This is a genomic window from Terribacillus saccharophilus (genome assembly GCF_046592595.1).
In the GTDB taxonomy this organism is placed as follows: Bacteria; Bacillota; Bacilli; order Bacillales; family Amphibacillaceae; genus Terribacillus; species Terribacillus saccharophilus_C.
In genome coordinates, this window is the sequence record NZ_JAWVPF010000005.1 from 94,861 (window position 1) to 120,809 (window position 25,949).

General features: G+C 44.1%; 34 protein-coding genes. 6 read left to right on the forward strand and 28 right to left on the reverse strand.

The window, feature by feature from the left end:
* Positions 1 to 33: 33 nt before the first annotated feature.
* From splB to SFC25_RS09755, 7 genes are all read right to left on the reverse strand, one after another.
* The gene (splB, locus tag SFC25_RS09725; protein ID WP_411215074.1) at positions 34 to 1,062 is read right to left on the reverse strand and encodes a spore photoproduct lyase; all 1,029 of its coding nucleotides are present in this window, start codon (positions 1,060 to 1,062) and stop codon (positions 34 to 36) included.
* Entirely contained in the window at positions 1,055 to 1,300 is a 246-nt protein-coding gene (locus SFC25_RS09730; protein WP_411215075.1) for a transcriptional regulator SplA domain-containing protein, read from the reverse strand. The genes splB and SFC25_RS09730 overlap by 8 nt, the downstream gene beginning before the upstream one ends.
* A gap of 184 nt (positions 1,301 to 1,484) precedes the next feature.
* A complete protein-coding gene (locus tag SFC25_RS09735; RefSeq protein ID WP_411215076.1) occupies positions 1,485 to 3,200 on the reverse strand; it encodes a methyl-accepting chemotaxis protein in 1,716 nt (571 codons plus the stop codon).
* Positions 3,201 to 3,404: 204 nt separating this feature from the next.
* The gene (locus SFC25_RS09740) at positions 3,405 to 4,439 is read right to left on the reverse strand and encodes an EAL domain-containing protein (protein ID WP_411215077.1); all 1,035 of its coding nucleotides are present in this window, start codon (positions 4,437 to 4,439) and stop codon (positions 3,405 to 3,407) included.
* Positions 4,436 to 4,849, reverse strand: coding sequence for a secondary thiamine-phosphate synthase enzyme YjbQ (locus tag SFC25_RS09745; protein WP_411215078.1), 414 nt, complete (start codon positions 4,847 to 4,849; stop codon positions 4,436 to 4,438). Before SFC25_RS09745 ends, SFC25_RS09740 begins: the two co-directional genes overlap by 4 nt.
* A gap of 107 nt (positions 4,850 to 4,956) precedes the next feature.
* Positions 4,957 to 5,421, reverse strand: coding sequence for a flavodoxin (locus tag SFC25_RS09750; protein ID WP_411215322.1), 465 nt, complete (start codon positions 5,419 to 5,421; stop codon positions 4,957 to 4,959).
* 78 nt (positions 5,422 to 5,499) lie between these two features.
* Entirely contained in the window at positions 5,500 to 5,697 is a 198-nt protein-coding gene (locus SFC25_RS09755) for a hypothetical protein (protein WP_411215079.1), read from the reverse strand.
* A 102-nt stretch (positions 5,698 to 5,799) separates the two neighbouring features.
* Between SFC25_RS09755 and crcB (SFC25_RS09760) the strand changes: the two genes are divergently transcribed.
* Positions 5,800 to 6,192, forward strand: coding sequence for a fluoride efflux transporter CrcB (gene crcB, locus SFC25_RS09760; RefSeq protein ID WP_411215080.1), 393 nt, complete (start codon positions 5,800 to 5,802; stop codon positions 6,190 to 6,192).
* On the forward strand, positions 6,189 to 6,533 hold the full coding sequence (gene crcB / locus SFC25_RS09765) for a fluoride efflux transporter CrcB (RefSeq protein WP_411215081.1): 345 nt from the start codon (positions 6,189 to 6,191) through the stop codon (positions 6,531 to 6,533). Before crcB (SFC25_RS09760) ends, crcB (SFC25_RS09765) begins: the two co-directional genes overlap by 4 nt.
* A 40-nt stretch (positions 6,534 to 6,573) precedes the next feature.
* Here the strand turns inward: crcB (SFC25_RS09765) and SFC25_RS09770 are convergent, their stop codons facing one another.
* The 7 genes from SFC25_RS09770 to SFC25_RS09800 form a co-directional block, all read right to left on the reverse strand.
* Complete coding sequence (locus SFC25_RS09770) at positions 6,574 to 6,999, reverse strand: DUF4064 domain-containing protein (protein WP_411215082.1); 426 nt, start codon at positions 6,997 to 6,999, stop codon at positions 6,574 to 6,576.
* 18 nt (positions 7,000 to 7,017) lie between these two features.
* On the reverse strand, positions 7,018 to 7,428 hold the full coding sequence (locus tag SFC25_RS09775) for a DUF4064 domain-containing protein (protein WP_411215083.1): 411 nt from the start codon (positions 7,426 to 7,428) through the stop codon (positions 7,018 to 7,020).
* Positions 7,429 to 7,454: 26 nt separating this feature from the next.
* The gene (locus SFC25_RS09780; RefSeq protein WP_411215084.1) at positions 7,455 to 7,877 is read right to left on the reverse strand and encodes a DUF4064 domain-containing protein; all 423 of its coding nucleotides are present in this window, start codon (positions 7,875 to 7,877) and stop codon (positions 7,455 to 7,457) included.
* 20 nt (positions 7,878 to 7,897) lie between these two features.
* Positions 7,898 to 8,821, reverse strand: coding sequence for an ABC transporter permease (locus SFC25_RS09785; RefSeq protein ID WP_411215085.1), 924 nt, complete (start codon positions 8,819 to 8,821; stop codon positions 7,898 to 7,900).
* Positions 8,814 to 9,740 carry an ABC transporter ATP-binding protein gene (locus tag SFC25_RS09790; RefSeq protein ID WP_411215086.1) on the reverse strand — a complete coding sequence of 309 codons (927 nt, stop codon included), beginning with the start codon at positions 9,738 to 9,740 and terminating at the stop codon, positions 8,814 to 8,816. The genes SFC25_RS09785 and SFC25_RS09790 overlap by 8 nt, the downstream gene beginning before the upstream one ends.
* A gap of 126 nt (positions 9,741 to 9,866) precedes the next feature.
* The gene (locus SFC25_RS09795; protein ID WP_411215087.1) at positions 9,867 to 11,222 is read right to left on the reverse strand and encodes a processed acidic surface protein; all 1,356 of its coding nucleotides are present in this window, start codon (positions 11,220 to 11,222) and stop codon (positions 9,867 to 9,869) included.
* A gap of 153 nt (positions 11,223 to 11,375) precedes the next feature.
* Complete coding sequence (locus SFC25_RS09800) at positions 11,376 to 11,882, reverse strand: GNAT family N-acetyltransferase (RefSeq protein ID WP_411215088.1); 507 nt, start codon at positions 11,880 to 11,882, stop codon at positions 11,376 to 11,378.
* Positions 11,883 to 12,041: 159 nt separating this feature from the next.
* Here SFC25_RS09800 and SFC25_RS09805 point away from each other — a divergent pair, with 159 nt between their 5' ends.
* Together SFC25_RS09805 and yidC are read left to right on the forward strand one after the other, a co-directional pair.
* Positions 12,042 to 12,419, forward strand: a complete 378-nt coding sequence (locus SFC25_RS09805) for a hypothetical protein (protein WP_411215089.1) — start codon at positions 12,042 to 12,044, stop codon at positions 12,417 to 12,419.
* Complete coding sequence (yidC, locus tag SFC25_RS09810) at positions 12,368 to 13,150, forward strand: membrane protein insertase YidC (RefSeq protein ID WP_411215090.1); 783 nt, start codon at positions 12,368 to 12,370, stop codon at positions 13,148 to 13,150. The genes SFC25_RS09805 and yidC overlap by 52 nt, the downstream gene beginning before the upstream one ends.
* 44 nt (positions 13,151 to 13,194) lie before the next feature.
* Here the strand turns inward: yidC and SFC25_RS09815 are convergent, their stop codons facing one another.
* The 7 genes from SFC25_RS09815 to SFC25_RS09845 form a co-directional block, all read right to left on the reverse strand.
* A complete protein-coding gene (locus tag SFC25_RS09815; protein WP_411215091.1) occupies positions 13,195 to 13,611 on the reverse strand; it encodes an organic hydroperoxide resistance protein in 417 nt (138 codons plus the stop codon).
* Positions 13,612 to 13,710: 99 nt separating this feature from the next.
* A complete protein-coding gene (locus tag SFC25_RS09820; RefSeq protein WP_411215092.1) occupies positions 13,711 to 14,655 on the reverse strand; it encodes an ABC transporter permease in 945 nt (314 codons plus the stop codon).
* Positions 14,648 to 15,568, reverse strand: a complete 921-nt coding sequence (locus SFC25_RS09825; protein WP_411215093.1) for an ABC transporter ATP-binding protein — start codon at positions 15,566 to 15,568, stop codon at positions 14,648 to 14,650. The genes SFC25_RS09820 and SFC25_RS09825 overlap by 8 nt, the downstream gene beginning before the upstream one ends.
* Positions 15,569 to 15,611: 43 nt before the next feature.
* Entirely contained in the window at positions 15,612 to 16,301 is a 690-nt protein-coding gene (locus tag SFC25_RS09830) for an ABC transporter ATP-binding protein (protein WP_411215094.1), read from the reverse strand.
* The gene (locus tag SFC25_RS09835; RefSeq protein ID WP_411215095.1) at positions 16,294 to 16,671 is read right to left on the reverse strand and encodes a GntR family transcriptional regulator; all 378 of its coding nucleotides are present in this window, start codon (positions 16,669 to 16,671) and stop codon (positions 16,294 to 16,296) included. Before SFC25_RS09835 ends, SFC25_RS09830 begins: the two co-directional genes overlap by 8 nt.
* A 3-nt stretch (positions 16,672 to 16,674) precedes the next feature.
* Entirely contained in the window at positions 16,675 to 17,460 is a 786-nt protein-coding gene (locus SFC25_RS09840) for a hypothetical protein (RefSeq protein ID WP_411215096.1), read from the reverse strand.
* A 125-nt stretch (positions 17,461 to 17,585) separates the two neighbouring features.
* Complete coding sequence (locus SFC25_RS09845; RefSeq protein WP_411215097.1) at positions 17,586 to 18,695, reverse strand: glycerol dehydrogenase; 1,110 nt, start codon at positions 18,693 to 18,695, stop codon at positions 17,586 to 17,588.
* Positions 18,696 to 18,849: 154 nt separating this feature from the next.
* Here SFC25_RS09845 and SFC25_RS09850 point away from each other — a divergent pair, with 154 nt between their 5' ends.
* Positions 18,850 to 19,752, forward strand: coding sequence for an SDR family oxidoreductase (locus tag SFC25_RS09850; RefSeq protein ID WP_411215098.1), 903 nt, complete (start codon positions 18,850 to 18,852; stop codon positions 19,750 to 19,752).
* A 44-nt stretch (positions 19,753 to 19,796) separates the two neighbouring features.
* On the opposite strand, the gene SFC25_RS09855 is transcribed toward SFC25_RS09850, so the two are convergent.
* Entirely contained in the window at positions 19,797 to 20,963 is a 1,167-nt protein-coding gene (locus SFC25_RS09855; protein WP_411215099.1) for an iron-containing alcohol dehydrogenase, read from the reverse strand.
* A 107-nt stretch (positions 20,964 to 21,070) separates the two neighbouring features.
* Complete coding sequence (locus SFC25_RS09860) at positions 21,071 to 21,928, reverse strand: dimethylarginine dimethylaminohydrolase family protein (protein ID WP_411215100.1); 858 nt, start codon at positions 21,926 to 21,928, stop codon at positions 21,071 to 21,073.
* Between the two features lie 127 nt (positions 21,929 to 22,055).
* On the opposite strand from SFC25_RS09860, the gene SFC25_RS09865 reads away from it, so the two are divergent.
* Entirely contained in the window at positions 22,056 to 22,481 is a 426-nt protein-coding gene (locus SFC25_RS09865) for a pyridoxamine 5'-phosphate oxidase family protein (RefSeq protein WP_411215101.1), read from the forward strand.
* 14 nt (positions 22,482 to 22,495) lie between these two features.
* On the opposite strand, the gene SFC25_RS09870 is transcribed toward SFC25_RS09865, so the two are convergent.
* From SFC25_RS09870 to SFC25_RS09890, 5 genes are all read right to left on the reverse strand, one after another.
* Entirely contained in the window at positions 22,496 to 23,257 is a 762-nt protein-coding gene (locus SFC25_RS09870) for an STAS domain-containing protein (RefSeq protein ID WP_411215102.1), read from the reverse strand.
* Positions 23,244 to 23,891, reverse strand: a complete 648-nt coding sequence (locus tag SFC25_RS09875; RefSeq protein ID WP_411215103.1) for a cobalamin B12-binding domain-containing protein — start codon at positions 23,889 to 23,891, stop codon at positions 23,244 to 23,246. The genes SFC25_RS09870 and SFC25_RS09875 overlap by 14 nt, the downstream gene beginning before the upstream one ends.
* Before the next feature lie 12 nt (positions 23,892 to 23,903).
* Complete coding sequence (locus SFC25_RS09880) at positions 23,904 to 24,278, reverse strand: hypothetical protein (RefSeq protein ID WP_411215104.1); 375 nt, start codon at positions 24,276 to 24,278, stop codon at positions 23,904 to 23,906.
* Positions 24,275 to 24,580: an antibiotic biosynthesis monooxygenase family protein gene (locus tag SFC25_RS09885; protein ID WP_411215105.1), complete on the reverse strand. Its 306-nt coding sequence runs from the start codon at positions 24,578 to 24,580 to the stop codon at positions 24,275 to 24,277. Before SFC25_RS09885 ends, SFC25_RS09880 begins: the two co-directional genes overlap by 4 nt.
* 124 nt (positions 24,581 to 24,704) lie before the next feature.
* On the reverse strand, positions 24,705 to 25,880 hold the full coding sequence (locus SFC25_RS09890) for an MFS transporter (protein WP_411215323.1): 1,176 nt from the start codon (positions 25,878 to 25,880) through the stop codon (positions 24,705 to 24,707).
* Between the last annotated feature and the right edge of the window lie 69 nt (positions 25,881 to 25,949).

A 25,949-nucleotide genomic window follows, 5' to 3' on the forward strand; every position in this document is an offset into this window, starting at 1 on the left:
TCACATGCACAGATGTGATTGTCAACCAATGAATCACGTGAAATATTCTATTCTGGATTGCGGGAACATCTTATAAATTGTACTTCCTATTACATCTTTAATTTCTTCTTGCTCTTCATTCTGATAGACGTATTTGCCGATGCCATAACGTCCCCATTTGTATTTTCGCTTGGTTTCATCCAGCTCCAGCTTCGACATCGGGTAATTCTTTTGAATAACACGCTTTGCCGGCTTTGTGAATCGATGTTGAATCAACTCGAAGGTCAGGTTCTTTTTCGCATGGGCAGGCAATGCAGCTTCCAGGTGCTCGAGCATTTCCGGATAACCTGTCTGCCAGCCGTCATGTAAATAAATCGGAGCGACGATGAATCCGAGCGGATACCCAGCCTCTGCCACTTTCACTGCGGCTTCGATACGATCTTTCAATCGTGATGTGCCTGGTTCGAAGTACTTGATCACATAATCATCATTGATGCTGAAACGGAAACGCGTCCGTCCCTGATGGTCTGCATCCAGCAAATGATCCACATGGGCGAATTTCGTTACAAAGCGCAGCTGTCCGTGCTTGGAACGGCCAAAATATTCAATTGCATGTTTTAATGTGTGTGTCAGGTGATCAATACCAACGATATCTGACGTACAGGAAGCTTCAAACCGCGTCTCTTCAGGAGCTCTTTCCTGCATGTACTGCTCTGCAGCATCAAATATTTCATCCGTATTTACATATGTGCGGATATAAGGTTTGGATCCCATTGTCGTTTGCAGGTAACAATAATGACAATGCCCCATGCAGCCTGTCGCAAATGGAATCGCATATTCAGCTGATGGTTTGGATGTATCGAATTTCAATGTTTTCCGCACACCGACGACCAAAGTCGATTTGGCGGTACGATACTTCTGGAAATCATTATCGCCAGGAAGATTGCGGACCTGATTATGGGAAGTTGTCTCACGTATCTCAACTCCCATATCCCTGAATTTATTCCTAAGCTTCACACCAAGCGGGTATTCCAATGCCCTAGGCTCTATATACACAAGCTGCGGCACAAACGGCTTAACCATAATAGCCTCCATCAGTCAGGCCAAAGGCGGACACATATGCTTCTTCCGCTTCGCCAAGATCCTGGTAAACCGCCACCTCATCATTGAGCGGATAATAGGTTTCATACACAAACAATGCCAGTTCTCCTGGTTTCTCCGGGTTATGGACAACCGCTGCCTCTTGTATATTGGCTACTCCCTGTGCATGGGGATTGCGGATAATCACATAGACGATCTCTCCTGCTTGAAAAGCATCCATTACATTGCCTCCTTTGTACATACTGCAAGTAGTATGCACAGCTTGAATGAAAACAATGTAAAAAAATGAACCCTTTTCCAGGAAGTATACGTCTACTTCTTAGAGGAGGGTTCCATGTGAAATGGATGATTTATGTTTTCCTGCTAATTATTTTATCCTTTATCGCTTACTATTTTTTAGTCAATTAACTTACACGGAAACGAGCAATAGCGGTTTGAAGCTCCTCTGCCATAAATGCAAGGGAACTGGATGATGCCGCTATTTCCTGCATAGCCGCCAGCTGCTGTTCTGTCGCAGCTGACACACTTTCCGTTGAGGCTGCTCCTTCTTCTGCCACTCCGTTCACATCCCCAAGTGACATATTGACTGAATCTGTGCCTGCGATCATACCTTCCAACGCAACTCTCACTTCTTTGAATTCATCAACCAGACTCGCAACTGCAGTTTCAATCTGATGAAAAGAACCGCCCGCTTGGTCCACAACCCTCGTGCCTGCCTGCACCTCTTCTGCTGCATGCTGCATCAGGTCGATGGTTCTCGTCGTATCTTGCTGGATAAAGCCGACCAAAGCAGCAATCTGCCCTGCCGCTCCCCTTGTTTCCTCAGCCAATTTACGCACCTCATCCGCGACTACCGCAAAGCCTTTGCCATGTTCCCCGGCTTGAGCAGCCTCGATCGTTGCATTCAATGCAAGAAGGTTTGTCTGTGCAGAAATATCCGTAATAACACTCGTAATGGCACTGATCTCCCTAGACCGCTTGTTTAAACTGTCAATGGAAGCAGACAGCTCCTGCACATGGGAAGTGATCGTGTTCATCTGTTCATTTACATCCTTGATTGCATGTCCCCCTTGAACAGATAGTTCAGATGTCTTCTTTACTGCTTCTTCTACATTCTGGGCATTGGACGCCAGCTTACTCGTATGCTGTTCCATATTCCCGACTATTCCTGTAGCCGTTGTAACAAGCTCAAGCTGCTGGACTGAACCCTCTGCCAGCTCCTGCATCGTTTTCGCGACATGTTCAGAAGATGAACTGCTTTGTTCCGCACTAGCACTTAATTCTTCTGCAGATGCAGCCACTTGCTGGGATGTATCATTCACCACACGGATGATAGACCGCATACCATCTGCCATAGCATTATAAGAGGCTGTCAATTCACCCATCTCATCCTTAGCTTGGTACGAACCATCCGAGCTGAAATCTCCATCTGCCGCTTTGCCCAATAAGTTGCGAAGCTCTTTTACCGGAGAGACGATCAGCTTCGATATTAGGATTCCGATTGCAATCAAAAGTACTAAAGCTACACCTATAACGGATGCCAATATAATAGTGGCCTCTTTTACATCCTTCGTTGCCTGCTCATAAGATTCCTCTGCTTCTTTCGTATTCTGCGCTTGCAATTCTTTTAGAATATCATTGACTACTGTACGCTGCGGTATTTGTTCATCGACAAAGAGCTCATACGCTTCATCGTTTTGATTTTCTAGTGCAAATTGCATAACACGGTTTCGGATTTCGTGTAGACCTTCTCGCTCTTTCTTATAGTTCTCAAATATTTCCTTTCCCTCTGGGGACATATAGCTATGCTCCAGTTTATCCATTTCTTTATCAATTTCCACAATGGATGAAGTAAGCATGTTACTCAACTCATCATTTCTTGATTCGTCTGAGGTGAGCATCATTTCCAAAATGTATGCATCGTTTGCTTGATTGTTCTCGCTGATTCGGCTTAAAGATAAGTTAGGCAGCAGCTTATCTTTGTACATCAATTCAGCCTCTCTTGCCATTTCTCGTGTGTAAAATATACCAGCTGTCCCTACAATACCGAGAGCAATTGCTCCAACCAGGATTAAAATAAGCATTTTTGTCCTGATTCTCACATTCTTTAATAATTTCATTTCAGTATCCCCCTGATAATAGCTATTACACAGCTATTCAACTCTGTATAATGACTTTCAATATATCGGCAGGGTTTAAGGAACTTGAAGTGATTTTTATGAAATGTCAAATATTTTGACCTGTTTTTCTGTAAATAAAGCAAAAAACTCCATTATCGATCGTATTTATTCCGATCGATAATGGAGTAACTGTCATAACTATTTTTACCTCGAAGGAAACAGTAAACCTCCTGAGTCAGCATTAGAACTCGGTTTCCCAATGAAGTAACCTTGGGCCAAATCCATGCCGATCTGCTTACAGAAAGACAGTTCCTCCTGTCTTTCGATTCCTTCGGCCAGCACCTTCGTGCCTAGGAGACCGGCAACACTCATTACTTTATACAGGAATTCTTGTTTCTGTGGATCACTGTCGCAATAGGATATGTATGCTCTATCTATTTTCACGAAATCTGGTTCAAGTTCTTTGAGCAGTTCTAGCGTGGAGTAACCTGCCCCAACATCATCCAAGGCTACCATCATGCCTTCTTGCTTGTACCGTTTGAAGATACGCTGCAGGCGGGCAACATCATCCAGTTTCTCTGTTTCAACCACCTCGAATACAAGGTCTTTCGGATCTATTCCATATTCATCGACTGTACGGAACGTCTGCCTTAGACAGAAGTCTGGATTGTAAATGGTTGATGGCAGGAAGTTGATAAAGCTCTTTACTCCAGCAGGTACAGCTTCCTGTGCCCTTTTCCTTACTGCAGACGTTCTCGCTCGCTGGTCGAGCATGCTGGTGAGTCCTGCTTCAGCCGCAAAATTAAACAGTGCAGCAGGTGAAACTTCCCGTTTGTCTGCACGCAGCAAATGCTCATATCCGAAAATTCCCTCATCCTTCATGGATATGATTGGCTGCAGAAAAGATTGAAATGCCCCCTTTTGGATTATTTCGGTGAATTGCGGAAATTGTACGCGTTGGAGAAGCTCCTCGACCGATACCATTGGGTAGCTGTTGGTTACTTTCTTTGCAACGGTGCACCTTACACCGGTTGTACTTTGATTGCGTATGGACAAGAGCATTTGCTCTAGCTGCTGTAAACTGAAATACTGGTAAATCGTATATGTATCTTCCTGTTCAAGCGGACTGCCGAGGGATGGATTCGTATATGATACTGGTGACCGCATCAGCAATTCACCCTTCTCCGGTATATCAAGGACTGTCCCGCACATTGCACATACAGATAGCTGTTCCATCATGCACCCTCCCTTCCGGACGGGAGAACTTGAACTGCATATTTCCGCGACCTCGGTCCATCGAACTCACAAAAATAAATGCCTTGCCATGTTCCTAATACGAGCTTGCCTTCTGAGATAAGCACTGTCTGGGCATGTCCGACTGTACTTGTTTTGAGGTGGGCCGCCGTATTTCCCTCTGCATGCAAATCCAATTCATGTTCCCAAGGATATACCTCCCGGAGCCTGCGGAGAAAATCCTGCTTCACATCTGGATCAGCATTCTCATTTACTGTGATACCCGCAGTCGTATGCAAAGAGGAAATCACTGCTATCCCTTCTTGTACGCCAATTGATTGGATATAGCGCTGAATGGAATCAGTTATCTCAATCATATCATCATGGTTCTTTGTTACTACCTGAAATATGTCCATAGTCCTACCCCCTATCCGTTCCTATACCCGAATTTATTCGACATTATTCTACATAAACCTTTATATATAAAAAAATAAAAAGCAGTCTGCATGAAGCAGACTGCTTTTTAAATGCTATGCTCTTTATCCACTACCGATGCAAACGATGCAGCGAATTCCTGACAGTTACGGATATCCTCATCTTCAGGAGATAAGTCAACCTTCAAAGTTTCAAGAACGATTTCCGCTCCGCGCTCCTTGAATTTATCCTGGAATGTATCAATTGCAGCACCATAGCTTGCATAGATAGAATCACAAGATCCGAAAAGGGCAACCGGTTTGCCATCCAATTCGATGTCATCGAGCTCATCGTAGAAATCCTCGATTTCGTATGGGATATCTCCATCGCCCCACGTATAGGTGCCCATTAAGATGCCATCATAGTCGGTCATCGTAAAAACATCTAACTGATCTATATCAATTTGGAGTTTCGTCACCTCGACTCCTTTTTCTTCCAACGTCTGTTCCATAATGTCAGCCATTTCTTCCGTATTGCCTGACATACTGGTGAATGCTATCAGTACACTTGCCACCTTCATTCACTTCCCTTCATCTGCTCCCATTTTAATTGATAACCATTCTCAATGTCAAATAGAGCATGTCAGGAAGCGTCAGTTTCCTTTGATTGCTTGATAGGCAAGTTTGAAATTCTTTTTGGTATCTTCGCCAAAGAGATTGATATCCCCCTCAAAAATCTGCTCGACAGTAAGCTGATAAGCTTCTTCTGCAGTACAGCCGCGCGTATTCATCAGCAGACGAAAGTAAGATAAAAAATATTCCTCACTTAGAATCGCCGCGTTTTTCATCATAATCAAACTACCTTTCCTCTGAATCAGTCCTATTAGCGTAACACAGATAATGGGGTATAATACAGGCATAGAGCATTATATGCGGAAAAAGAAGGTTTGTGTATGAAAATGTATCTTGCAATTGGCTGCGGTGGCAGTATTGGTGCGCTTCTTCGTTATTTGATTGGAACATTGGTGCCGCATACAGGCAGTTTTCCGTCGGGCACGCTTTGCATCAATATTATTGGCTGTTTCGCTATGGGTTATTTGACCAACTTTCTGAAGCGTCGTTACTTTGCGGATAAATCCGCATTTGCCAAAGCACTGACGACTGGCATGATCGGAGCATTTACAACTTTTTCGACAGTCAGTCTGGAAACTGCGCTTCTCGTCCAAGATGGCATGACACGTATCGGATTAATTTATCTCGCCTGCAGTACAGCAGGTGGTTTAGGTGCAATTCTGATCGGTCTTCATATTTCTCCGAGTCCCGTCCAAAAGGAGCAATCCATATGAGTATTCTCTGTATACTTCTGGGCGGCTGGCTTGGAGCAATTTCCCGCTACGAAATAAGCAAAAGAGTAGAGACATCATGGCAGAAGGCCTTCCCTCTCGGGACCTTCCTGATCAATATCACAGGCTCCTTTTTAATCGGGCTTGTATTTCGGGCTGATTGGGGGATGAACTGGCAGAATTTCCTCGCTATCGGATTTCTCGGTTCATTTACGACATTCTCTACTTTTTTCCTGGAAATAGCTAATTTGGGAAGCAAAAAGAGAATCGCCTTGGCAATCACTTATCTGGTGAGCAGTTATATCATCGGCATATTGTTCGCTTTCCTGGCACTATCCATATAAAAAGGAGCACTGCTTTTTTCCGCAGTGCTCCTTTTACATTTTAATAGCTCTCTATCGTGTTATCGTTTGTGTCAATTGGTTTTCGGACTATTGCAAGGATACCTGCAACAATATATAAAATTGCTGGTACTATCAACAGGAAAATGGACAGCACAGATGACAAAACACCAGCCACGATGAATAGAACTCCAGAAGCTACTGATCTTCCGTTCCGCCGAAGGATAATCACTCCTATAACGCCCATGATGATTGCAACAATACAAACCACCACGAAATACCATCCTATAGCTCCTGCTAAAAAGCTAGCTGAATCCGCCTCTTCCATCGATACTTCTGGATTATTATATAAGTCTCTTTCTGCCGCTTCATCAACTGCAAAGATATAGATAATTCCCAAAATAGCACCTATTGCATGAAAAGCAGCACCAATAATCCCTAAAACCAATTCTGCAGTACGGTTTACCACAAGATTCTCTCCTTTTTACTATCTGCCTTCATCTGCAGGTCTTCTCGCCAGCACCATGACGCCCGCGATGATATAAACCATCCCGCCGATAAAGCCAGATAGGAAAGTACCAATAGAACCTACTAATGCCACGATTATAAGCATGACACCAAGCCCAGTCTGCCTACGATCCGCCTTTAGCTTAACTGCTGCCAAAATGCCTAAGATGGAACTAATGACACTCACGATAATGACAAAAATTCCAATGGAACCTGCGATATCGGCAATCATACCAGTATCAACTGCCTGATTAACTCCGCTTTCCAGGATCTGTTCACGGGCAGCCTCTGGATCGTATGTAGCAACCTGAACTGTTGTCATGACCGCAGTAATGAGGAAGACAATTGCACCAATGATGGCAAGTACCTTCTCCGCTGTTCGTTTCAACATGTCAACCCTCCTTCCTGCGTTACTTCTTAATACGTTTCTCCTCTATCATTATATTGCTCAACAGGCTTTCGCACAATCGCCATGATACCTGCGATCAAGTAAAGGATCCCGCTGATGAAGCCAGTGAAGATAGTCAGGATTGTACCAAGCACTGCAGTTATAATAAGCAAAATACCTGCACCTTTTGCCTGTCTGTCAGGTTTGAGCATACGCAAGGAAACAAATCCAAGGATGGCACAAATGATAAAGACAATGAGGAACCAGATTGAGAGTCCGCCAGCCAAATCCGCAACGAGTGAAGCTTCTTGTTGCGTATAACCCAGTTCTGAAAGCTGATTGGCGGTTGATGTATCTGATGCGCCTAATCCAATTGCCGTTGTGATTGATGAAATGAGAAATATTACTGCCCCTATGATTACTAAAACTTTTTCTGCTGTTCTTTTTACCATTTCAATTCCCCTCTCTTATTTTAATGACCTGCTACATCGCGTTTAGCGAATAATACCCATCCTACGACCAAAAAGATAAGATAATACACAATTATGGTCACTACCGCGAATGTAAGCGTTAAATCGTCAATTAATTTCATACCCGTTGTGAATTGAGTCAAATCCAGATTCGAGAATAGAACATATTTTGCAAATGGCTTATCGTAAATGAACGGAATGACTGAGCTTCCGACGAACATAAGGAATATAGCCGTTCCGATTGCCAAAGCACCATTGCGAAGTGCGGCTGAGATCATGAAGGCAAACGTTGCCCATACAACCAATTTCACCAGCTGCAGGCCATAGTCCTGCGCTATTCGCGTCCATACAGAGATCTCTACAACTTCTCCATCCTTCACTTGCAGCATGGAACCGTCGCCCCCCAGACCGAAGAACAACATGCCAAACAACCAAGAGAAGATGAATAAGACAATCAATGCAGTCAAGGCAAATAGCAAAACACTTGTATACTTAGCAAAGAAAATCTTCGTCCTCGTTGCCGGACGGATTAATAAGAGCTTGATTGTTCCCCAACGGTACTCATTGGCAATTATCCCGCCAGCAACTATGATTGTCAGCAAGCTGAGCACACTTGTAATTAGATTACCTTGGTAAAGGAATTCCCAAGCCGTCATTCCTTCAGGCTTTAAGTCATTCTCAATCCGGTAGTTATTGATGAGGATATTCGAGTCAGCAGGGTCGAATTCCGCAAGTGATTCGTTCTCCTCTTGCAATTGCTGCTTCCACGTCGCATCATCATAATCTGATACAAAGCCATCTGCTGTCCGCATCAAAATTGCAAAGCCAAGTACTACCACTATAAGAATGCCGAGCATGATCCATGTCGACAGCTGGCTGTACAGCTTCGTTTGTTCGTTTCGAACAAGCTGGAAAAAGTTACTCAATGACATTCTCTCCAATCACATGTAAGAATTTATCCTCTAGCGTCTTCCGTTCCACCGCGAAACCATACAGCTCGATATCGGCTACAGCCAGCGCTTTAATGATGGATGGGATTTCCTCCCGCGTTATCGGGAATGTCAATTTCTCGCCGCTCGCCATTGCTGTGACCCCGAATTGCTCCTGCAAGAGACGCTGTGCTTTTTCGTGATGTACTGCCGGACAATCAATTTGCACTACTTCAGCCGGTGTATCTTCTTCGGCATTCTGGATTCGCTGGATGCTGACAAGTTCTCCATTTTTCAGTATGCCGATACGGTCACACATGAGCTCCATTTCCGAGAGCAAATGACTGGAGACAATGACGGCCACATTCTCTTGTTCTGCTAGTTTGCGGATATACTGACGGATTTCCCTGATTCCTGACGGATCCAATCCATTCGTCGGCTCATCCAATATCAAGATAGATGGATTATGTAATAATGCCTGTGCAATACCTAGCCGCTGACGCATACCTAAGGAATACCGCTTTACTTTCTGATGGATGCGTTTCTCCAACCCTACCAGCTTCACCACTTCATCGATGCGTTCCTTCGATATCCCGGGAATCATCCTTGAAAAAACAAGCAGATTCTTGTACCCGGACATGAACCCATATAACTCCGGATTCTCGACAATTGCACCAACATGCCGAATTGCTTCTTTATAGTCCGTCTTGATGCTTTTTCCTTGAATCCGCACGTCACCTTCCGTAATCCGGATCAAGCCTACCATCATCCGGATTGTCGTTGTCTTACCCGCTCCGTTTGGTCCGAGGAATCCGAATACCTCACCCGGCTGAATGTCAAAGTCCAATCCCTTCACAATCAGTTTAGAGCCGATCTGCTTCTTCAGGCCGATCAGCTGCATCGCCGGTTCTGTCATTTCGTTCACCCTTTCCCTGTAACAATTTTGCCACTTTCCATAATATGTACGGAGCACCTTGTCATATTGTTTCATTTTTATATAGAAAAAGCACCACGAATCAAATGATCCATGGTGCTTTCGTTATCAATTACTATGTTTCTTACGTCGGTTCCATGCGTATAACGCTGCTCCAGCAGCCATTAATACAGCACCAGTCACGAGAATATTACCAACAGGAGAAGCTGTATCCGGAAGACGTTTGCCTTCTTCTTTTACTGTCTCTGTCGCTGTTTTCGTTGGAGTGACTGTTACTTTTTCTTTTATTGGAGCTTCATGATTTGCTGCCGGCTTTTCTGCAACTGGCTTCGGTTGCTCTACAGCAGTCGGAAGTTTAAAAATATCTTGATTTACTTGTTCACCTGTTAAAGAGAAGTTCATTAATAGATTTCCTTCGGAGTCATACAGCTCGACAAACAGGATCTGATTCGAGATATCCGTTATCTGAGATAATTCCTCAATGGAGACTTCTTTTTTAGTTTCCCCATCAACCAAATAGAATCTAGCATCTAGTTCGAATAGGTCCATGACTTCGTGCCAGATTGATACAATTTCACCACGTTGCGTATCATCTAATTCGTTGATTGTTTCGAAGTCAACAAATGCTTCTAAGCGTTCATACAATTCGAAAAGTCTCTCAAAGAACGCATCGTCCATATTGCTCAAGACCTTATTAAGATGGTCATAAAAGTTACGGTATTCATCTTTGCTTATACCGATTGCTTGTAAGAATGAACCCACTGACTCCCATTCCATCTCAAACTCATAACCACTTTCTGTGTAGATGAATGACGCTAATTCATCATAGCTGGAAAAGTCCTCTATAGTAACTCCGTTGGCAGTTAATAGTTGGTCCAGCTCTTCCCGGGTCATGTCTACTTCCTGCAATAGGAAATACAATGATACACCATTTATATCGTTGTAAATTACTTCATAGATATCTTCCATCGTTTCATAACTGTAAAGATCCAATCCATTTTCACTGAACAAATCCGCAAGTTCCTTTTCTGATAAACCAACTTCTTCTGCTAAGAACTGCAAGTTCTCAGCATTCACTGGCTCACCCATTACCCAGTATAAATCGGAATAAAGTAAGATATCATTTGCAGTATATCCTTTGTCTGCCAGACCCATTTTTTCCAATCTCTTATTCAATTGGTCTATAGTAAAACCAGTTTCATCAAAGAACAACTGTAAGTTTTCATCTGTTACAGGGTCTCCCAGCGACTCACGCAATTCATCGATGGAGCTCGCTTCCATTTCCTCAATTGTTCCCCACTCAAAATCTACTAGATAGCGATTCAAGCCTTCCACATCTGTACCAAACTCAGCCGCATAGGCTTCCAGATCTTTTTGGTTAATAGCAGCAAATGCTGTCTGTGGTGCTACTGCTTGCAGGCAAAGCAAAACCATGATTATTCCAACCAATAGCTTCTTTGTCACGTATGTATCCTCCTGGAAATATATTTATGTAATTCCAGATTATTATAAGTGGAGCTAATAAGCTTGGCTACATAAATATTTACAAAAGTTAAACTTTTTTGCTTGACATAGAAAAACCCCTCTGAACGAGGGGCTGATTCGACAATTATCTGCTTATTTCAATGTAATTCCCATGCGCTTAGAGCGTGTTTGCATACCCATTTTGACATAGAAATCTTCCGCCCGGTTGTTGAAGTTCCAAACATTCAGCTCTATTTCCGATGCCCCAATCTTCTTTCCGTAGCGCTTGATCTTTTCAAATAGATGACCGCCGATCCCTTTGCCGCGCATATCGGAGCGAACGCAGAATTCTTCAATAAATATGTGTGCATTATGCGAGATAGTCTCATTCGTTACCCGTATCGTGGCGAATGCCATTACTTCCTTTGATTTTTCTACTAGAAATACTTTTTTGTTATCTAAGTATATATTGCTCTCAAACACGTGCTGATCCAGCGGTTCTGCCTTTTTGGCAAAATGCTCCGGCTGATTTGTGTAATGCGTATTGTATAGTTCCTTGTACAGAACAGCGACTTGGTCATAATCCGAGACCTTTGCTTCGCGTATCTTGAACATCGGTTTCACCTCTGCAGCTTGTAGTCTTGTTAACCAGTTTATCATGTTCGTCCCCCTCCGTCATAAAACTGTTCAAATAAACCGCTGTTAGCAGAGAAAACGCTTCTCTTAGCCATTTCTCCAAACAAACGGAAATACCTGCGCAGCTTTGACAACTTTCTATATCTATAGGAAAATAGAAGGAACGGAAGGAGGTGTATACAGATGCTGTATGCTTTTTGGAATATGTTCGCCGATGATTTTACGTCGTTGGTCTTTTATATTGGTTTGACAATGACGTTTATCCTGGCGCATAGAACAACAACGAAAGTTACGAGTCGTTTTCGTGCTAGTGATGCGATGCAATGGCAGCATGTCTGTACTTTAGACAGCTGGCAATCGCATACTCCTACTACTGTTTCTTACAGCAGGCCGATCGTTCATTGGCTCGCTCGCACTACCATGCGGAAGGATGGTCCGGATGATGATGGCGAAGCAGCTTCTTGTTTGTATCCAGATAACCAATCGATACAACAAGGAGGAAAAACGATTTGCAACGCACATCTGTATCCACATTCTTTAAAAAGTACGGTATTATTTTAAGCTCCATCACTCTGATAGTCTTGCTTGCAGGATGCCAAAGCAGCAGCGGGGGCGCATCTAGCGAAGGATTCTTTAATCACTACTTTATCAGTCCATTTTCTTACTTGATCAAACTGATTGCTGGTAACTTCAATGACGATTACGGGATCAGTGTCATTCTGATCACGTTGGCGGTGCGTCTCATATTGATGCCTTTCATGCTGATGCAGCAGAAAAAAGGGTATGAAACGCAAGAAAAGATGAAGCTATTCAAACCAGAATTAGATGCTTTGCAGGAGAAATACAAAACCAAAACGGATGCGCAATCCAAACAGAAGCAGCAGCAGGAAATGATGGAACTTTATCGGAAGCACGGCATGAATCCATTTTCTGCAATGGGCTGTCTGCCGTTGCTGATCCAGATGCCATTCTTATTCGGTTTCTATTCAGCTATTCGGAATACACCTGAAATTGCGACACATGATTTCCTCTGGTTTAATCTTGGAACACCAGATATCGCTCTTATGGGTATCGCAATGGCCGTCTATTGGCTGCAATATCGCGTTTCCCAAATTGGCGTAGATCCAGCCAGAAGGCAGCAAGCCCGTATGATCGGCCTCATATCTCCGCTCATGATCGGCTTTATTTCCTTCAGTTCCCCAGCTGTACTGCCGCTCTACTGGGCAGTCGGCGGAATATTCGTCATCTGTCAGACATTGCTGGCTAAGTTTTTATTCCAGCGAAAAAAATGAGCATAGAAAAACCACTTCCTATATAGGAAGTGGTTTTTTGCTTGTTATTCTACAACATTTACTTTCAAATCAACATCGATGTTGCCGCGAGTTGCTTTGGAGTAAGGGCAGAACTGATGTGTTTTTTCCAATAGATCTTCCGCTTCTTCCTGGGAAACACCTTTTACGTCTACAGTGATAGCAGCAGCGATTTTGAAACCTTCGCCATCTTTCAATAGGCTGACATCAACAGAAGTTTCTGTCTCAACGCGTTTGCGCTCTAGTCTTGCAACATGGTTGAAAGCACCGTCGAAGCACGCAGAGTAGCCCGCTGCGAATAGTTGTTCCGGATTGGAACCTTCGCGATCTTTCTTGCTTCCCGGTTGGACAAGGTCAAGATCGATCAAACCATCGTCAGATTTTACATGGCCTTCACGACCGCCAGTTGCTTTTGCGTGAGATGTGAATAATACGTCACTCATGTTAATTCACTCCTATTTCGTTTATTAGTTTGAAAAAACTGCATACAGTATTACTAATTCCTTTTTACCGCTAATTTAAACATAAAGCAACTGAAGTGCTTAAGCTGTGACGTCTCGTTTCATGAAACTCAACCAAGTTATGCAAGTGATAATGACAAAATAGATTGCCATTACCGCAACTGAGAAGCCCAGTGTCATGCCGTCCACGATTGGTGTATTACCTGGGTTATATACTGTCAGATCCACGTTATTGAATAAGATATACTTCGACCATTCATATCTGGAAAGTATGAAACTGATGGTCGGGAAGAACATGGAAATGAAGATGGAAAATCCAATTGCCAAGGCTGTGTTACGGAAGATGGTAGATAGAGCAAATGCAATAGTTGCATAGATGAATGTTTGGACAAAGTTCAGTCCGTAATCTCTCATGGTAGAAGCCAATATATTATTCGTCACAGCTTCTCCATTATCAAAAATCACACTTTTCGCGTCAAATCCATTGAATCCGAAGAAGAGACCGCCGACAATAAAGGAAAATCCAATAAAGAATACAAAGAAGATAACTGTCGTGATGAACATACTTACATACTTGGAAGTTAACACACTGAAACGGGAAGGAGTTTTAGTAAGTAATAGTTTTATTGTCCCTGTACCAAATTCTGTAGAAACAAGTCCCCCTGCAATGATAGCGATAAAAAGGATGAGAAGCGGTGCGCAATAATACATGACGCTTTCCACATAAGAAGCAAGTGAATCACTTTGCACTGGTGCGATGTCTTGATCCAGCTGATATTGCATGGCAGCCAGATCCTGTTGTACAGATGCGGCGTCCATTTCACCATTTTCAACTTGCGTCTGTAAATCCTGCATCTGCTGTTCAGTATCCGCTCGCCAGTCTCCGCTGCTGTCCTCAGCATAATACGCTGTAAAAGCTGCAATCGTAATCAGCAAAGCAGCTGCAATTCCCAGCATGATCCACGTCGATAGCCGGCGAAATGTTTTCATATGTTCATTTCGGACCAACCCGATGAATTTAGACAATTTCCTTCCCTCCAGTCAATTCCAGGAATGTATCTTCCAATGTCTTTGTTTCTGCTTGGATACCGTAAATGCTGATTGCTTCCTTGGCAAGCTTTGCAGCAGCCGCTGGAATTTCATCACGCGTCAGCTCGACAAAGACTTGTTTATCCTTGATCTGCGGCTGCTTGCTGCCCATATCACGGAGGACAATCGCTGCCTGTTCCAATGGTTCTACCTGGAAGCTGACCATTTGTGTCTGCTCACTCGACATTTCATGAACTTGCTGCACTCCAAGCATCTTGCCCTGCTGCAAGACCCCGATTCGGTCACACATCAATTCCATTTCACTCAGCAAGTGGCTGGATACGATAACGGCAAGGCCTTCTTTTTCAGCCAGATTGCGGATATAATGCCGCATCTCTCGAATCCCAGCTGGATCCAATCCATTTGTTGGTTCATCCAGGATAAGTACATCCGGGCGATGCAGCAGCGCTTGTGCAATACCGAGACGCTGTCTCATTCCGAGGGAATATGTTTTCACCTTGTCGTTGATCCGATTCTTCAAGCCTACAAGCTCGATAACTTCATCGATCCTCTTCTTATCTACACCATCACTCATTCTCGCAAAATGCACAAGATTCAGATAACCAGAGAGATACTTATACATCTCCGGGTTCTCCACAATGGCACCGATGTGTTTCATGGCAGCACCATGCGACGTTTTAATGCTGTTTCCTTTGATAAGAATATCTCCATCTGTAATGCCCATTAGCCCGACAATCATACGGATTGTCGTTGTTTTACCGGCGCCGTTCGGCCCTAGAAAGCCGAACACCTCACCAGGATAGATGGAAAAATTGATACGGTCTATAATCTTTCGTCCACGTATCACTTTGGTAACCTGCTTGATTTCAACTGCTGGCTGTTTTTGCATGCTTTTTCGCTCCTTTGCTTGTAATAAGAGTTGCAATGCTTCTTTACTCATAGATTGAGCTCATCCAATCCAATATGCCCTTCTGCTCGTCATAGCGCAGTTCTTCTACGTTCCTATGATCCACTAGCTCACCATCTTTGATAGCAATCACTTCATCAAGAATCATTTCTACTTCCATGATTTGATGCGTGGAAAGGAGCACAAGCTGCTTCTCCGTATCCACGAAAGTGATAAGACCTTTTACAATGGAATCCCGCACAAGCGGATCCAACCCTGAAAGCGGCTCATCCATCAACAGGACCGGCACCTCCCTGGACAGCGTGAGGATGATTTTCAGCCTGCCTCGATTTCCCTTGGACAGATGTTTCACTTTTGTATTGGCGTCCAGATTCATATATGCACGAATTTCTTCTGCCTTTTCTATATTAAAATCAGGGAATTGGGTCGCAAAGAAATCAATTGTCTGCTGGACGGTATAGAAGGAGTAATACTCATCCAGCTCAGATAAATAACTGACTTTTGACGCGATCCGGCGCGTCACTTTTTCACCTTCCAGTTCTACGGACCCCTTGGTTGGATTGATCAGCCCCGCGATCAGCTTCATCGTCGTTGATTTACCTGCCCCGTTTAACCCGACTAGGCCAATGATCTTTCCTTTATCAAGTTTTAGATCTACATCGCGCAATGCTGTTTTCGTCATGTACCGCTTTGACACATTTTTGAATTCAATCATTTGCTGTGTCCCCTTCCAGATAGGTTTGCAGCCCTTTTGTTATTTCTTCATTTCGATAACCCATGTCATGCATAACTTGAATAAAATTCTGTATTTGCTCTTGCTTCAGCTTCTCTCGTATAGAAAGCAGAATATCCTTATTTTCCGTCACGAATGTTCCTTGTCCTCTGCGTGATTCCACGATTCCCGATGCCTCCAGTTCGCGGTACGTCCGCTGTACCGTATTCGGATTTACTTTCGATGAAACTGCCGTTTCCCGTACGGAAGGCAGCTTGTCGCCAGGCTTCAATTCGCCGCTGACAATTTGTCTATTCAGCCGATCAGCCAGCTGCAGATATATCGGCTGGGATGATTGAAATGTATCGGTCATGCTCTACACCTCTACTTTTTTGTCTAATAACCAGGATGCGATGAAATAGATGATAAGAATAGTGATAAGTTCAACGACGTAATTACCGGCATAGATGAAGGTGTCTTCACCTTGAAAATCGACTATTGCTTCCCTGATACTAATGTCGAATTGAAGCGAATTAGCAACAAAGCCTAAGTCGATTCTTCCCCATTCTGTAATAGCGTAATAAAATTTTGAATCTGCAAGGAGTCCAAAGTAGAGATAAGCGAACAACCACCAGCCGATGAAAACCACTGTTCCACTAAGGAATGCCGGCATGTATCTTTCCAATAATAGAAAGACAATGTATGCAAGAATGACGTATACAGAAAAATCTATTGCGAACATAAGAACATGCACGAAGGCAATCATACCAATCTTGAACCACGTGCCATCTGAGAATTCAACAAAGTGCAAACCGCCCACATACGCCGCAATACTTACCATTAGCAAAGATATGATCATGTAAACGGTACCCGTCACAAGCTTTGCCGCGAGAAGCCCTGAAGCGTGCATCGGATTATGGAGCCAAAGATGCAATCTTTTTCTTTCTACTCCGAGACTGTAAAGCATGTAAATAGCCATGAAGAAAAAGTGTCCGCCGCCCCAGGCTAAACCAATGATCCCGACAGCATCCCACGCATACCCAAATCGATAGGTACTGACGGTAACGATAACCAAGCCGACAAGGAATAGTACAATTGCCAAAAGCAAGATCGGCAATCCGACACGGAATTCCTTCTTTACTAATGCTAGCCAAGCTTTCATGAAATAAACCCTCCTGATGTATTACTGTATTAATTAGATAGTACACTAGTACAGAAATACACGTCAATAGGCAAAAGAAAAAAGCTGGAACATTTTTTCCTGTTCCAGCTTTTTCTATGTTCTAATTAGCTTTCGTAGCCGATTAGTTCTTTATATGCTTTTGCATATTGATCGGCTGCTTTAATCGCATCCACTACTTGATCGGCTGTGATTGTACCAGGCAGGTTATGGATAGATTCCCCTTCCTGCACCGCAAGTTCAGCTACTTTGAGCAAGTCTTCATCCGACACGTCCTTGAGTTTAATGTCCTCCAGTGTAACTGGGAGACCTAGGGAGAGATAGAAATCGATGTACGTATTGATTTCATCAAGTGTACGATCCTCAAGCGCAAGCTGTGTCAACGTACCGAACGCGACCTTTTCACCATGAGTAAGATTATGGATCTCCCCATGAAGCGCTGTGAAGCCATTGTGGATCGCATGCGCTGCTCCAAGTCCGCCGCTTTCGAAGCCAAGTCCGCTAAGCAATGTATTCGCTTCGACTACTGCTTCTAACGCAGGTGTAACGATTTGTCGTTTGTTGGCCTCATAAGCCAGCAATCCGTATTCGAAAAGAACTTCTTCCGCTTTTTCGGCAATCGCTTGTCCGGCAATCGTAGCTTGTCCGCCAGCCATATTTGTGCCGCGCCCTTCGATAGAAGCACGCGCTTCCACCCAGGTAGCCATTGCATCCGCAATACCGGAAGCTAGGAAACGCGGTGGTGCCTGCGCGATGATTTTTGTGTCGACAAGGACCAGGTCCGGGTTCTTGTCGTAGAACTTATAGCTCTCAAAAGTTCCTTCCTCAGAGTAGATAACACTCAGTCCGCTTGTTGGAGCATCAGTTGAAGCTGTTGTCGGCATGATGACAACACCAACCTGCAGTTCGTCAGCTACTGCTTTTGCAGTGTCCAATGTCTTTCCGCCACCGATACCGACAACGACATTGCTTTCTTTCCCATCAGCAGCAATACGCTTGATTTCTTCTGTCGATGCTTCTCCGCCGAATACGATCTTCTTCGTTTGGATACCGCCTTGCTCCAGATTCTCAAGGACTGTATTACCCGCCAAGTCCCATACAAAATCATCTGCCAGGACAAGTGCATGATCCCCGATTTTCTTAACATACTCCCCAGCTTTCAGAAGTACATCTTTCCCTTGAACATACCGGCTTGGACTGATAAATACTTTTTCCATGAATAAGACCCCTCTCCAACTCGTAATAAATCACATTCTAAATCCTCTTCCCTTTCTGTTCTGTTTTCTAACGTAAAATTCCTCTTTTCTGGCAAATCAAAGGCTTTCTGTGCATATATTTCATTTGGAGCCAAAATACAGAGGAGGACAAGAATTGACGCAGCAGCCTTATAGCAAAAACCGGCCGGTTCAACCCGGCACAAACTTTTATTTTCCGCCTCAGCATCAAAACCAGCAGCCTGGAATCGAAGGTCTGATGCGGCCAAAGCCGATTATCGAGTCAGACACGTATAAAGGCTCAGGAAAGCTGAAAGGAAAGACAGCGATCATCACTGGAGGGGACAGCGGCATTGGTGCTGCTGTAGCAATCGCTTTTGCCAAGGAAGGTGCCGATATTGTTATTGCTTACTATTATGAATATGAAAATGAAGATGCCAGACGGACCAAGAACAGAATAGAACAGCTTGGGCAGCGCTGCACATTGATTGTAGGTGATTTGCGGAGCGAGGCACATTGCAGGACTGTTGTCGCACAAACAATCGACACTTATGGGAAATTGGATATTCTAGTAAATAATCATGGTGTCCAGTTTCCCCAGGATTCGCTGACGGACATCTCCACGGCTCAATGGGATGCAACCTTCCATACGAATATTTTTGCTTTCTTTTATCTCACAAAAGCTGCACTGCCGCACTTGAAGAGAGGAAGTACGATTGTAAATACAACGTCAGTGACTGCATATGAAGGAAGACCTGATTTGATTGATTATGTTTGTACAAAAGGTGCCATTGTCGGTTTCACTAGAGCTCTATCACAGAATCTTGCAACACAGGGGATCCGGGTGAATGGTATCGCACCAGGGCCTATTTGGACGCCCCTCATCCCTTCCAGTTTCTCAGCTGAAGCTGTTGCCACCTTCGGCCAGGATGTACCGATGAAGCGGGCCGGCCAGCCTTATGAGCTTGCTCCTGCTTATGTGTACCTTGCTTCGGAAGACTCTTCCTATGTAACTGGCCAAATCATTCATGTGAATGGCGGGACAATGGTAAGCTCCTAAAAAAAGAGCCTGCGCAAATTATGCGCAGGCTCTTTTACTGATTATCAGAAAGATGCTTTATAGATCTCAAATGAATCTTCTTTATTCAGTTTGCGGTATCCGCCGAATTCACCGTTCGCGAAAGCTTTTTCAGCCATCAATTCCAAGCTGTCTTCGGAAATATCGTAGTCACGAAGTGTAGCTGGTGCATCAATGCTGTTCCAGAAAGCACGCAAGGCATCGATCCCTTCAAGCGCTGCTTCCTTATCCGTTTTGCCTGTCGGATCAATGCCGAAGACACGGACAGCAAGCTGCTTGAACCGCGGAGCAGTCTCATCATCGAGCACATGCTTCATCCAGTTCGGGAATAGAATCGCCAAACCACCGCCATGCGGAATGTCATGAACTGCAGATACAGCGTGCTCAAGGTTATGCGTTGCCCAGTCACCGCGATAGCCCATGTTCAAGACGCCGTTCAATGCCATTGTTCCGCTGTAAAGAATCGCAGCACGATTATCGTAATTCTCCAGATCCTCTAATAGCTTTGGACCTATTTCCATTACGGTACGCAGTAAGGATTCACAGAAACGATCCTGCAATTCTGTATTCGTTGTTGTATGGAAATAATGCTCCAAAGTGTGAGACATCATGTCTACGATGCCATAAATAGTTTGATCACGCGGGACCGTGAACGTGTTCTGCGGGTCCAGGATAGAGAATTTCGGGAATGTATGAGGACTTCCCCAGCCATATTTCTCATTTGTTTCCCAGTTTGTGATGACAGAACCAGAGTTCATTTCAGAACCTGTCGCTGCAAGTGTAAGTACCGTACCGAATGGAAGAGCATCTTCTGCAAATGCTTTTTTCGTTACGATATCCCATACATCTCCATCATACTTGGCACCCGCTGCAATAGCTTTCGTACAGTCGATTACACTGCCGCCGCCAACCGCAAGCAATACATCGATTCCTTCTGTTTTGCAGATTTCCACACCTTTACGTGCTGTAGAAACACGCGGGTTTGGTTCTACTCCAGAAAGCTCGAATACTTCTGCACCGATTTCTTCCAATTCTTTTAGTACTTTTTCATATAAGCCGCTGCGCTTAATGCTGCCGCCGCCATAGACAAGCAATACTTTCTTGCCGTATGCAGGTATTTCTGCTTTCAATTTATCTAATTGGTCTTTACCGAAAATCAATTTCGTTGGGTTATAAAACGTAAAATTATCCAATCTGATCGCCTCCACATTTTATTATGCTAAAGGCTTGGAACAGAAGTAAAGCAATCCGCTCATGCCAGCCAAACCTTAGGATATATATTTTTTTCTTTTTTATTCGCTCATTGCCGCTGCAGCGGCAGAGAGCAGCATCGGAAAGAGCCGCCGGACTTGATGATTTCAGAGAAGTTCACTTCAATGACAGTCACTCCTTCTTTACGCAATGCCTCGTTCACCCGCTTATTGGAAGGCAGGCTTAATAGCTTATCCGGTGCAAAGGAGAGGATATTCGTTCCCATATAGAATTGTTCCTCTTCCGAGATTTCTATTGTTTTATACAGCTGACGGAACCTTTCTAAATCGTCTTGTTCAAATGCATCCGGATAAAGTATCGCCAAGTTATCCCGCACCAAATTGAAGACACAGTCCAAATGCAGGATGTCTTCGCGGATCCTGACTGGAATCACTTCATAGTTCGGCAGCTGCTGCTGCACTTGCTGCACGGCTTTCTCGTCCGTCCGTTTGCTGAGGCCGATCCATACACGCTGACCGTCAACGACGACATCACCGCCCTCGATTGTTCCGTCATTTATCTTCATATATGTAAGTCCCTGTTCTTCCAGCCATTCCTGGAGTATCTTCGTTTCTCCTTTGCGTATTTCATCACCCATATTTGCAGAAAATAATGTGTCACCTATACAAAAACCGATATCCCGGGTATAAACTTGTTCATTAAACTGTTCATGAGCCGGCAGAGACATCACATCCACTCCATGATCCCGTAATGCCGTAACAAAGTCAGTATGCTGTTTCATAGCTAAATCTTGATCGATATTATTTGTCAGATAGTGCTTTTGTGTTTCGTTGATGATCTTGCGTATTTCCATATACGCCGGCGGACAGACAACGACATGCCTCAACTGGCCAAATTCCGACTGGCACTTTGTTGTGGGCTTTTTCTCTTCCTGCATCTTTGTCATACGATTCCCTCCAAATAGTTGGCTTTTAGACTAGTCTTCCTTCCACTCCATATACACTTCCCTTTTTTCGGGTTTAATAAGCTGTCAAAAAAGGGATACTACCTGTAGAAATCAGAAGGAGGAGATCATGATGGAACAAGCAGAAGTCAAAAAACATGTAGAACAAATCCTGGAAAACCAAAAGATCGGCACACTTGCTACCGTTCAAGGCGGTAAACCCTATACTCGCTATATGGCCTTCTTCAATGAAGGATATACATTATATTGCGCAACAAGCGGCAGTTCACACAAGGTAGATGATATCGAGAAAAACCATAATGTTCATATCCTGCTAGGGTATAACGGCGATGGTGTCGGAGATGAATATGTTGAAATCGAGGCTGATGCGAAAGTCAGCGAATCTTCTGAGCTGAAACAGCAGCTTTGGAAGGATAGCTTCAGCGCTTGGCTTGACGGCCCAGATGATCCGGATTATGTCGTATTGGAAATCAAACCTGACAAAATTTATTTGAAGAATGTAAACAAAAGCGATGTGTATACAGTCGATGTATAAGGAAAAAAGCAGAACTACTCTCGGTTCTGCTTTTTTACATATTTAGATATCGCTTGTTTTAAGCTGGCCATCGAAGCAGCCTGCAGCGTTCCTTTTGACTTGAGTCCGCTGACCTGAGATGGAGATAGTCCGACGATGACTGTTTTTGTCCCCATCAGCTGGATTGTCTCGAACAGCTGACCCAATTGCTTTTTCCCATCTTCCGTTATTTCTCCTACCGCATGGAAATCGAAGAATACGTGCTCATAATCTCCTTCTTCGATACGATACAAGATGTTCTCCTCAATCACCTGCAGTTTATCTGCTTGAAGATCTCCAAACAACGGTACAAGCCCCGCTTCTGCATACAGCGGGATGAACGGACCGCTCAACTTATTAATTCGAGCTATCGCATCCTCGAGCTCTTCCTTCTTTTCAAGCAGTTCAAAATCAGTTTCTGACAATCGGCTCCTTAGCTTTATTAGCTGATCCGAGAGATTATCCACTTCTTTCGTTTTCTCCACACATAATATATGCACTTTATTGCCTTCCCATTGCACAGAAATTCCGAAAACCGCTAAAGGATCATCTTTCGTTTTCATATTAAGTTCTAATTCCATCTCCGAGAAATCAGGCTGTATATACTGGCTGACTTTCTGCCTGTTCTCTTCATCGACCAGCGTGATGAAATTATCATCGATCATAAAAATATCGCTGGCAGAAAGGGAATAATCCAGTATGGTAAACTCCTCATCAAGAAGAAAGTATGGAAGAGGAAGGAATCTACCGGACACCATCTGCTGGTGCCTCCGTTTTATTCCCAAGCCAGGCAGTGACTTCTTCCAGATCATAAATGATGCTTGTCTGTCTGCCGCAATGAGCTCTTAAATCGTGCATAGAGACAACCCTTCCTCCGACGAGTATCCAAGGTTCCCAGGATAATTGCTCAAAGGCAGCTATATATTCCTTTAAGGCTGTAATTCGGTATGGAATAGCCGCGGATAAACCAACTACATCCGGCTGCCATTGCTCTGCACTATCCAATGCATGTGATAATGGGAGATTTGGCCCCAAATGCCTGACCTGCCAATGATTCTCCTCGAATAAAGCTGCGACCATCTTTGAACCGATCACATGCTGTTCATCCTCCAGACATAGAAACATTGCTTTTTTCTCCGATTGTCTGTTTTGCCGTTTGAATGGAAAGATATACTGGGCCAATGCAAAATCACAGACGCTTGTCGCCAAATGCTCGTCCGCTACTGTAATTTCATTACGCAGCCATTTCTCCCCTATATCATACATTGCCGGCGTGATGATTTCCTTGTACACACGTATACTCGGTCTTGTATCCTCTGCTAAAACTGTGTACGCCTGCCGCTCATCGCCCGCAAGCAACGCAGCAGCAAAACGCTGCCATGCTTCTGTCATCGCGTATCACCCTCAGTTGTCTTCGTCTTTGTTTTTTTCTGCACGCAATATCTGAATTCCTTCCTCCAGGCATCCTTTAAAAAAGAGGTATTGCTCCTCTTCCATATAATCTTCCAAAAGCAGGTTGAGCCGCTCATAATTATCAATAATGATTTTTTCATTCATACCACGGGCAGACAGCAGTTCGTGCAGCCATATCGTGTAGTCCACGAACAGCTGGGGGTCTCCTGCTTCATAAGCAGTTTGCAAATAATCCAGGTGATGCTGATTGTCTTCCCGTGTCCGCTTTTTCCCGTTCTCGCCGTATCGCTCATATAAAGAGGGATAAGCAGCGAAAATCTCCTCCACGATTTTATCGAGTAATGCCTCTTTGTTTGGCTGTTTCATCGAGCAACCACCTCGTACATCTTAACAATCGGCCGGATAGCTGCAAGCTCCTGATCCGGATACTTTTTCTCCAAATCGTGGATGCGTTTAAAGTCCTCTCCGCTCACCCAGTTCAAATAGCTCTGCTTGTCCTCCCAAGTAATTTCCACTGTCAGCTCACCAGGTTTTTTTTGATTATGAAGCAGCTGGAACTGCCGGAAACCAGGCGCTTGATCAACCAATTTCGATCGATTACGATAAATAGCAATAACTTCTTCTGCCTTTTCAACTGGAACATCAAAAATGGAATGGACGATATACACGGAATTCCCCCCAAGCGACATAGTTTCTATTACAAATAGGGTATCATAATCCAATATACGTTTATAGCATTTCACTTGGATCTCCATACAAAAAAGCCATGATCACATGATCATGGCTCTCCTTTTAACTTAAACGATCCATCGCACCTCTTCTGGCGGTGAATAACAACAATCCGACTAGTACTGCGGCAGCTGCGACATAATACGGAGCCCCAATCGAGATATGCTCTGACACTTTCCCGGCGAGCCACGGTGAAATCGAGCCACCTGTGAATCGCAGAAAACTATATGCAGCTGAAGCTGTAGAACGCTCAACGGGTGAGACTTCCATAACAGCTGTTGTCATGACAGTATTATTGATACCTAAAAGCAGACCCATTACTGCGATCATCACAATCAGGAATACCGGCCAATCAGCGCCAATCCCCATTAAAGCCAACGTAATAATGATACCGACCATCACCAAACCAAGTGATTTCTTAGTACCTAGTTTTGACTCAAAGGATGGTGCAATGAAGATAGATCCTATTGCCAGCATGACACCCCAGACAAAGAAGACAAATCCAATACCAAATTCACCAAGATGCAAGACAAATGGGGAATATGTCAACAGCGTGAAGAATCCAAAGTTATAAAATAAAGCTGTCAATCCAATCGCCAAGAGTCCTGGGTGCCGCAAGGCCTGAAATGGTGCTGAAAGCGGGCTTTTCTTTGCTGGTTTCGGTACATCTGTCAGCAATATCCACACTGCCAGCAAACCAATCAGCATCAATACTGCTACACCAAAGAACGGTGCGCGCCAGTGAATGGATCCAAGCAGCCCGCCCAAAAGCGGACCTACTGACATTCCTAATCCAAGAGCTGCTTCATAAAGCATAATCGCAACTGCCGAACCACCGCTGGCAACACTGACGATTACGGCAAGTGCAGTAGAGATAAACAATGCATTACCTAGTCCCCAGCCAGCACGGAGTCCGACCAATTCGTCCACACTGCCCGCAAGCCCTCCTAGAGTCGAGAATATAATGATGATTACCAACCCGATAAGCAGGGTCATTTTCGGACCGATCCGGCTGGATAACCAGCCTGTGATCAGCATCATGATACCAGTAACGAGCAAATAACTTGTGAATAGTAATTCTACCTGACTTGGTGTTGCATCCATCTGTGCTGCAATGGATGGAAGGATTGGATCGACAAGACCAATCCCCATAAACGCAACGACACATGCAAAAGCAACCGCCCATGCCGCCTTCGGTTGCCGGAAAATCCGCTTTATACTATGTGAATCTTCCTTTATAACTTTTTCCGCTTGTTCGATTTCGTGTCCATCGGGTATCGTTTCGTTACGAATGTCCGACATACACTC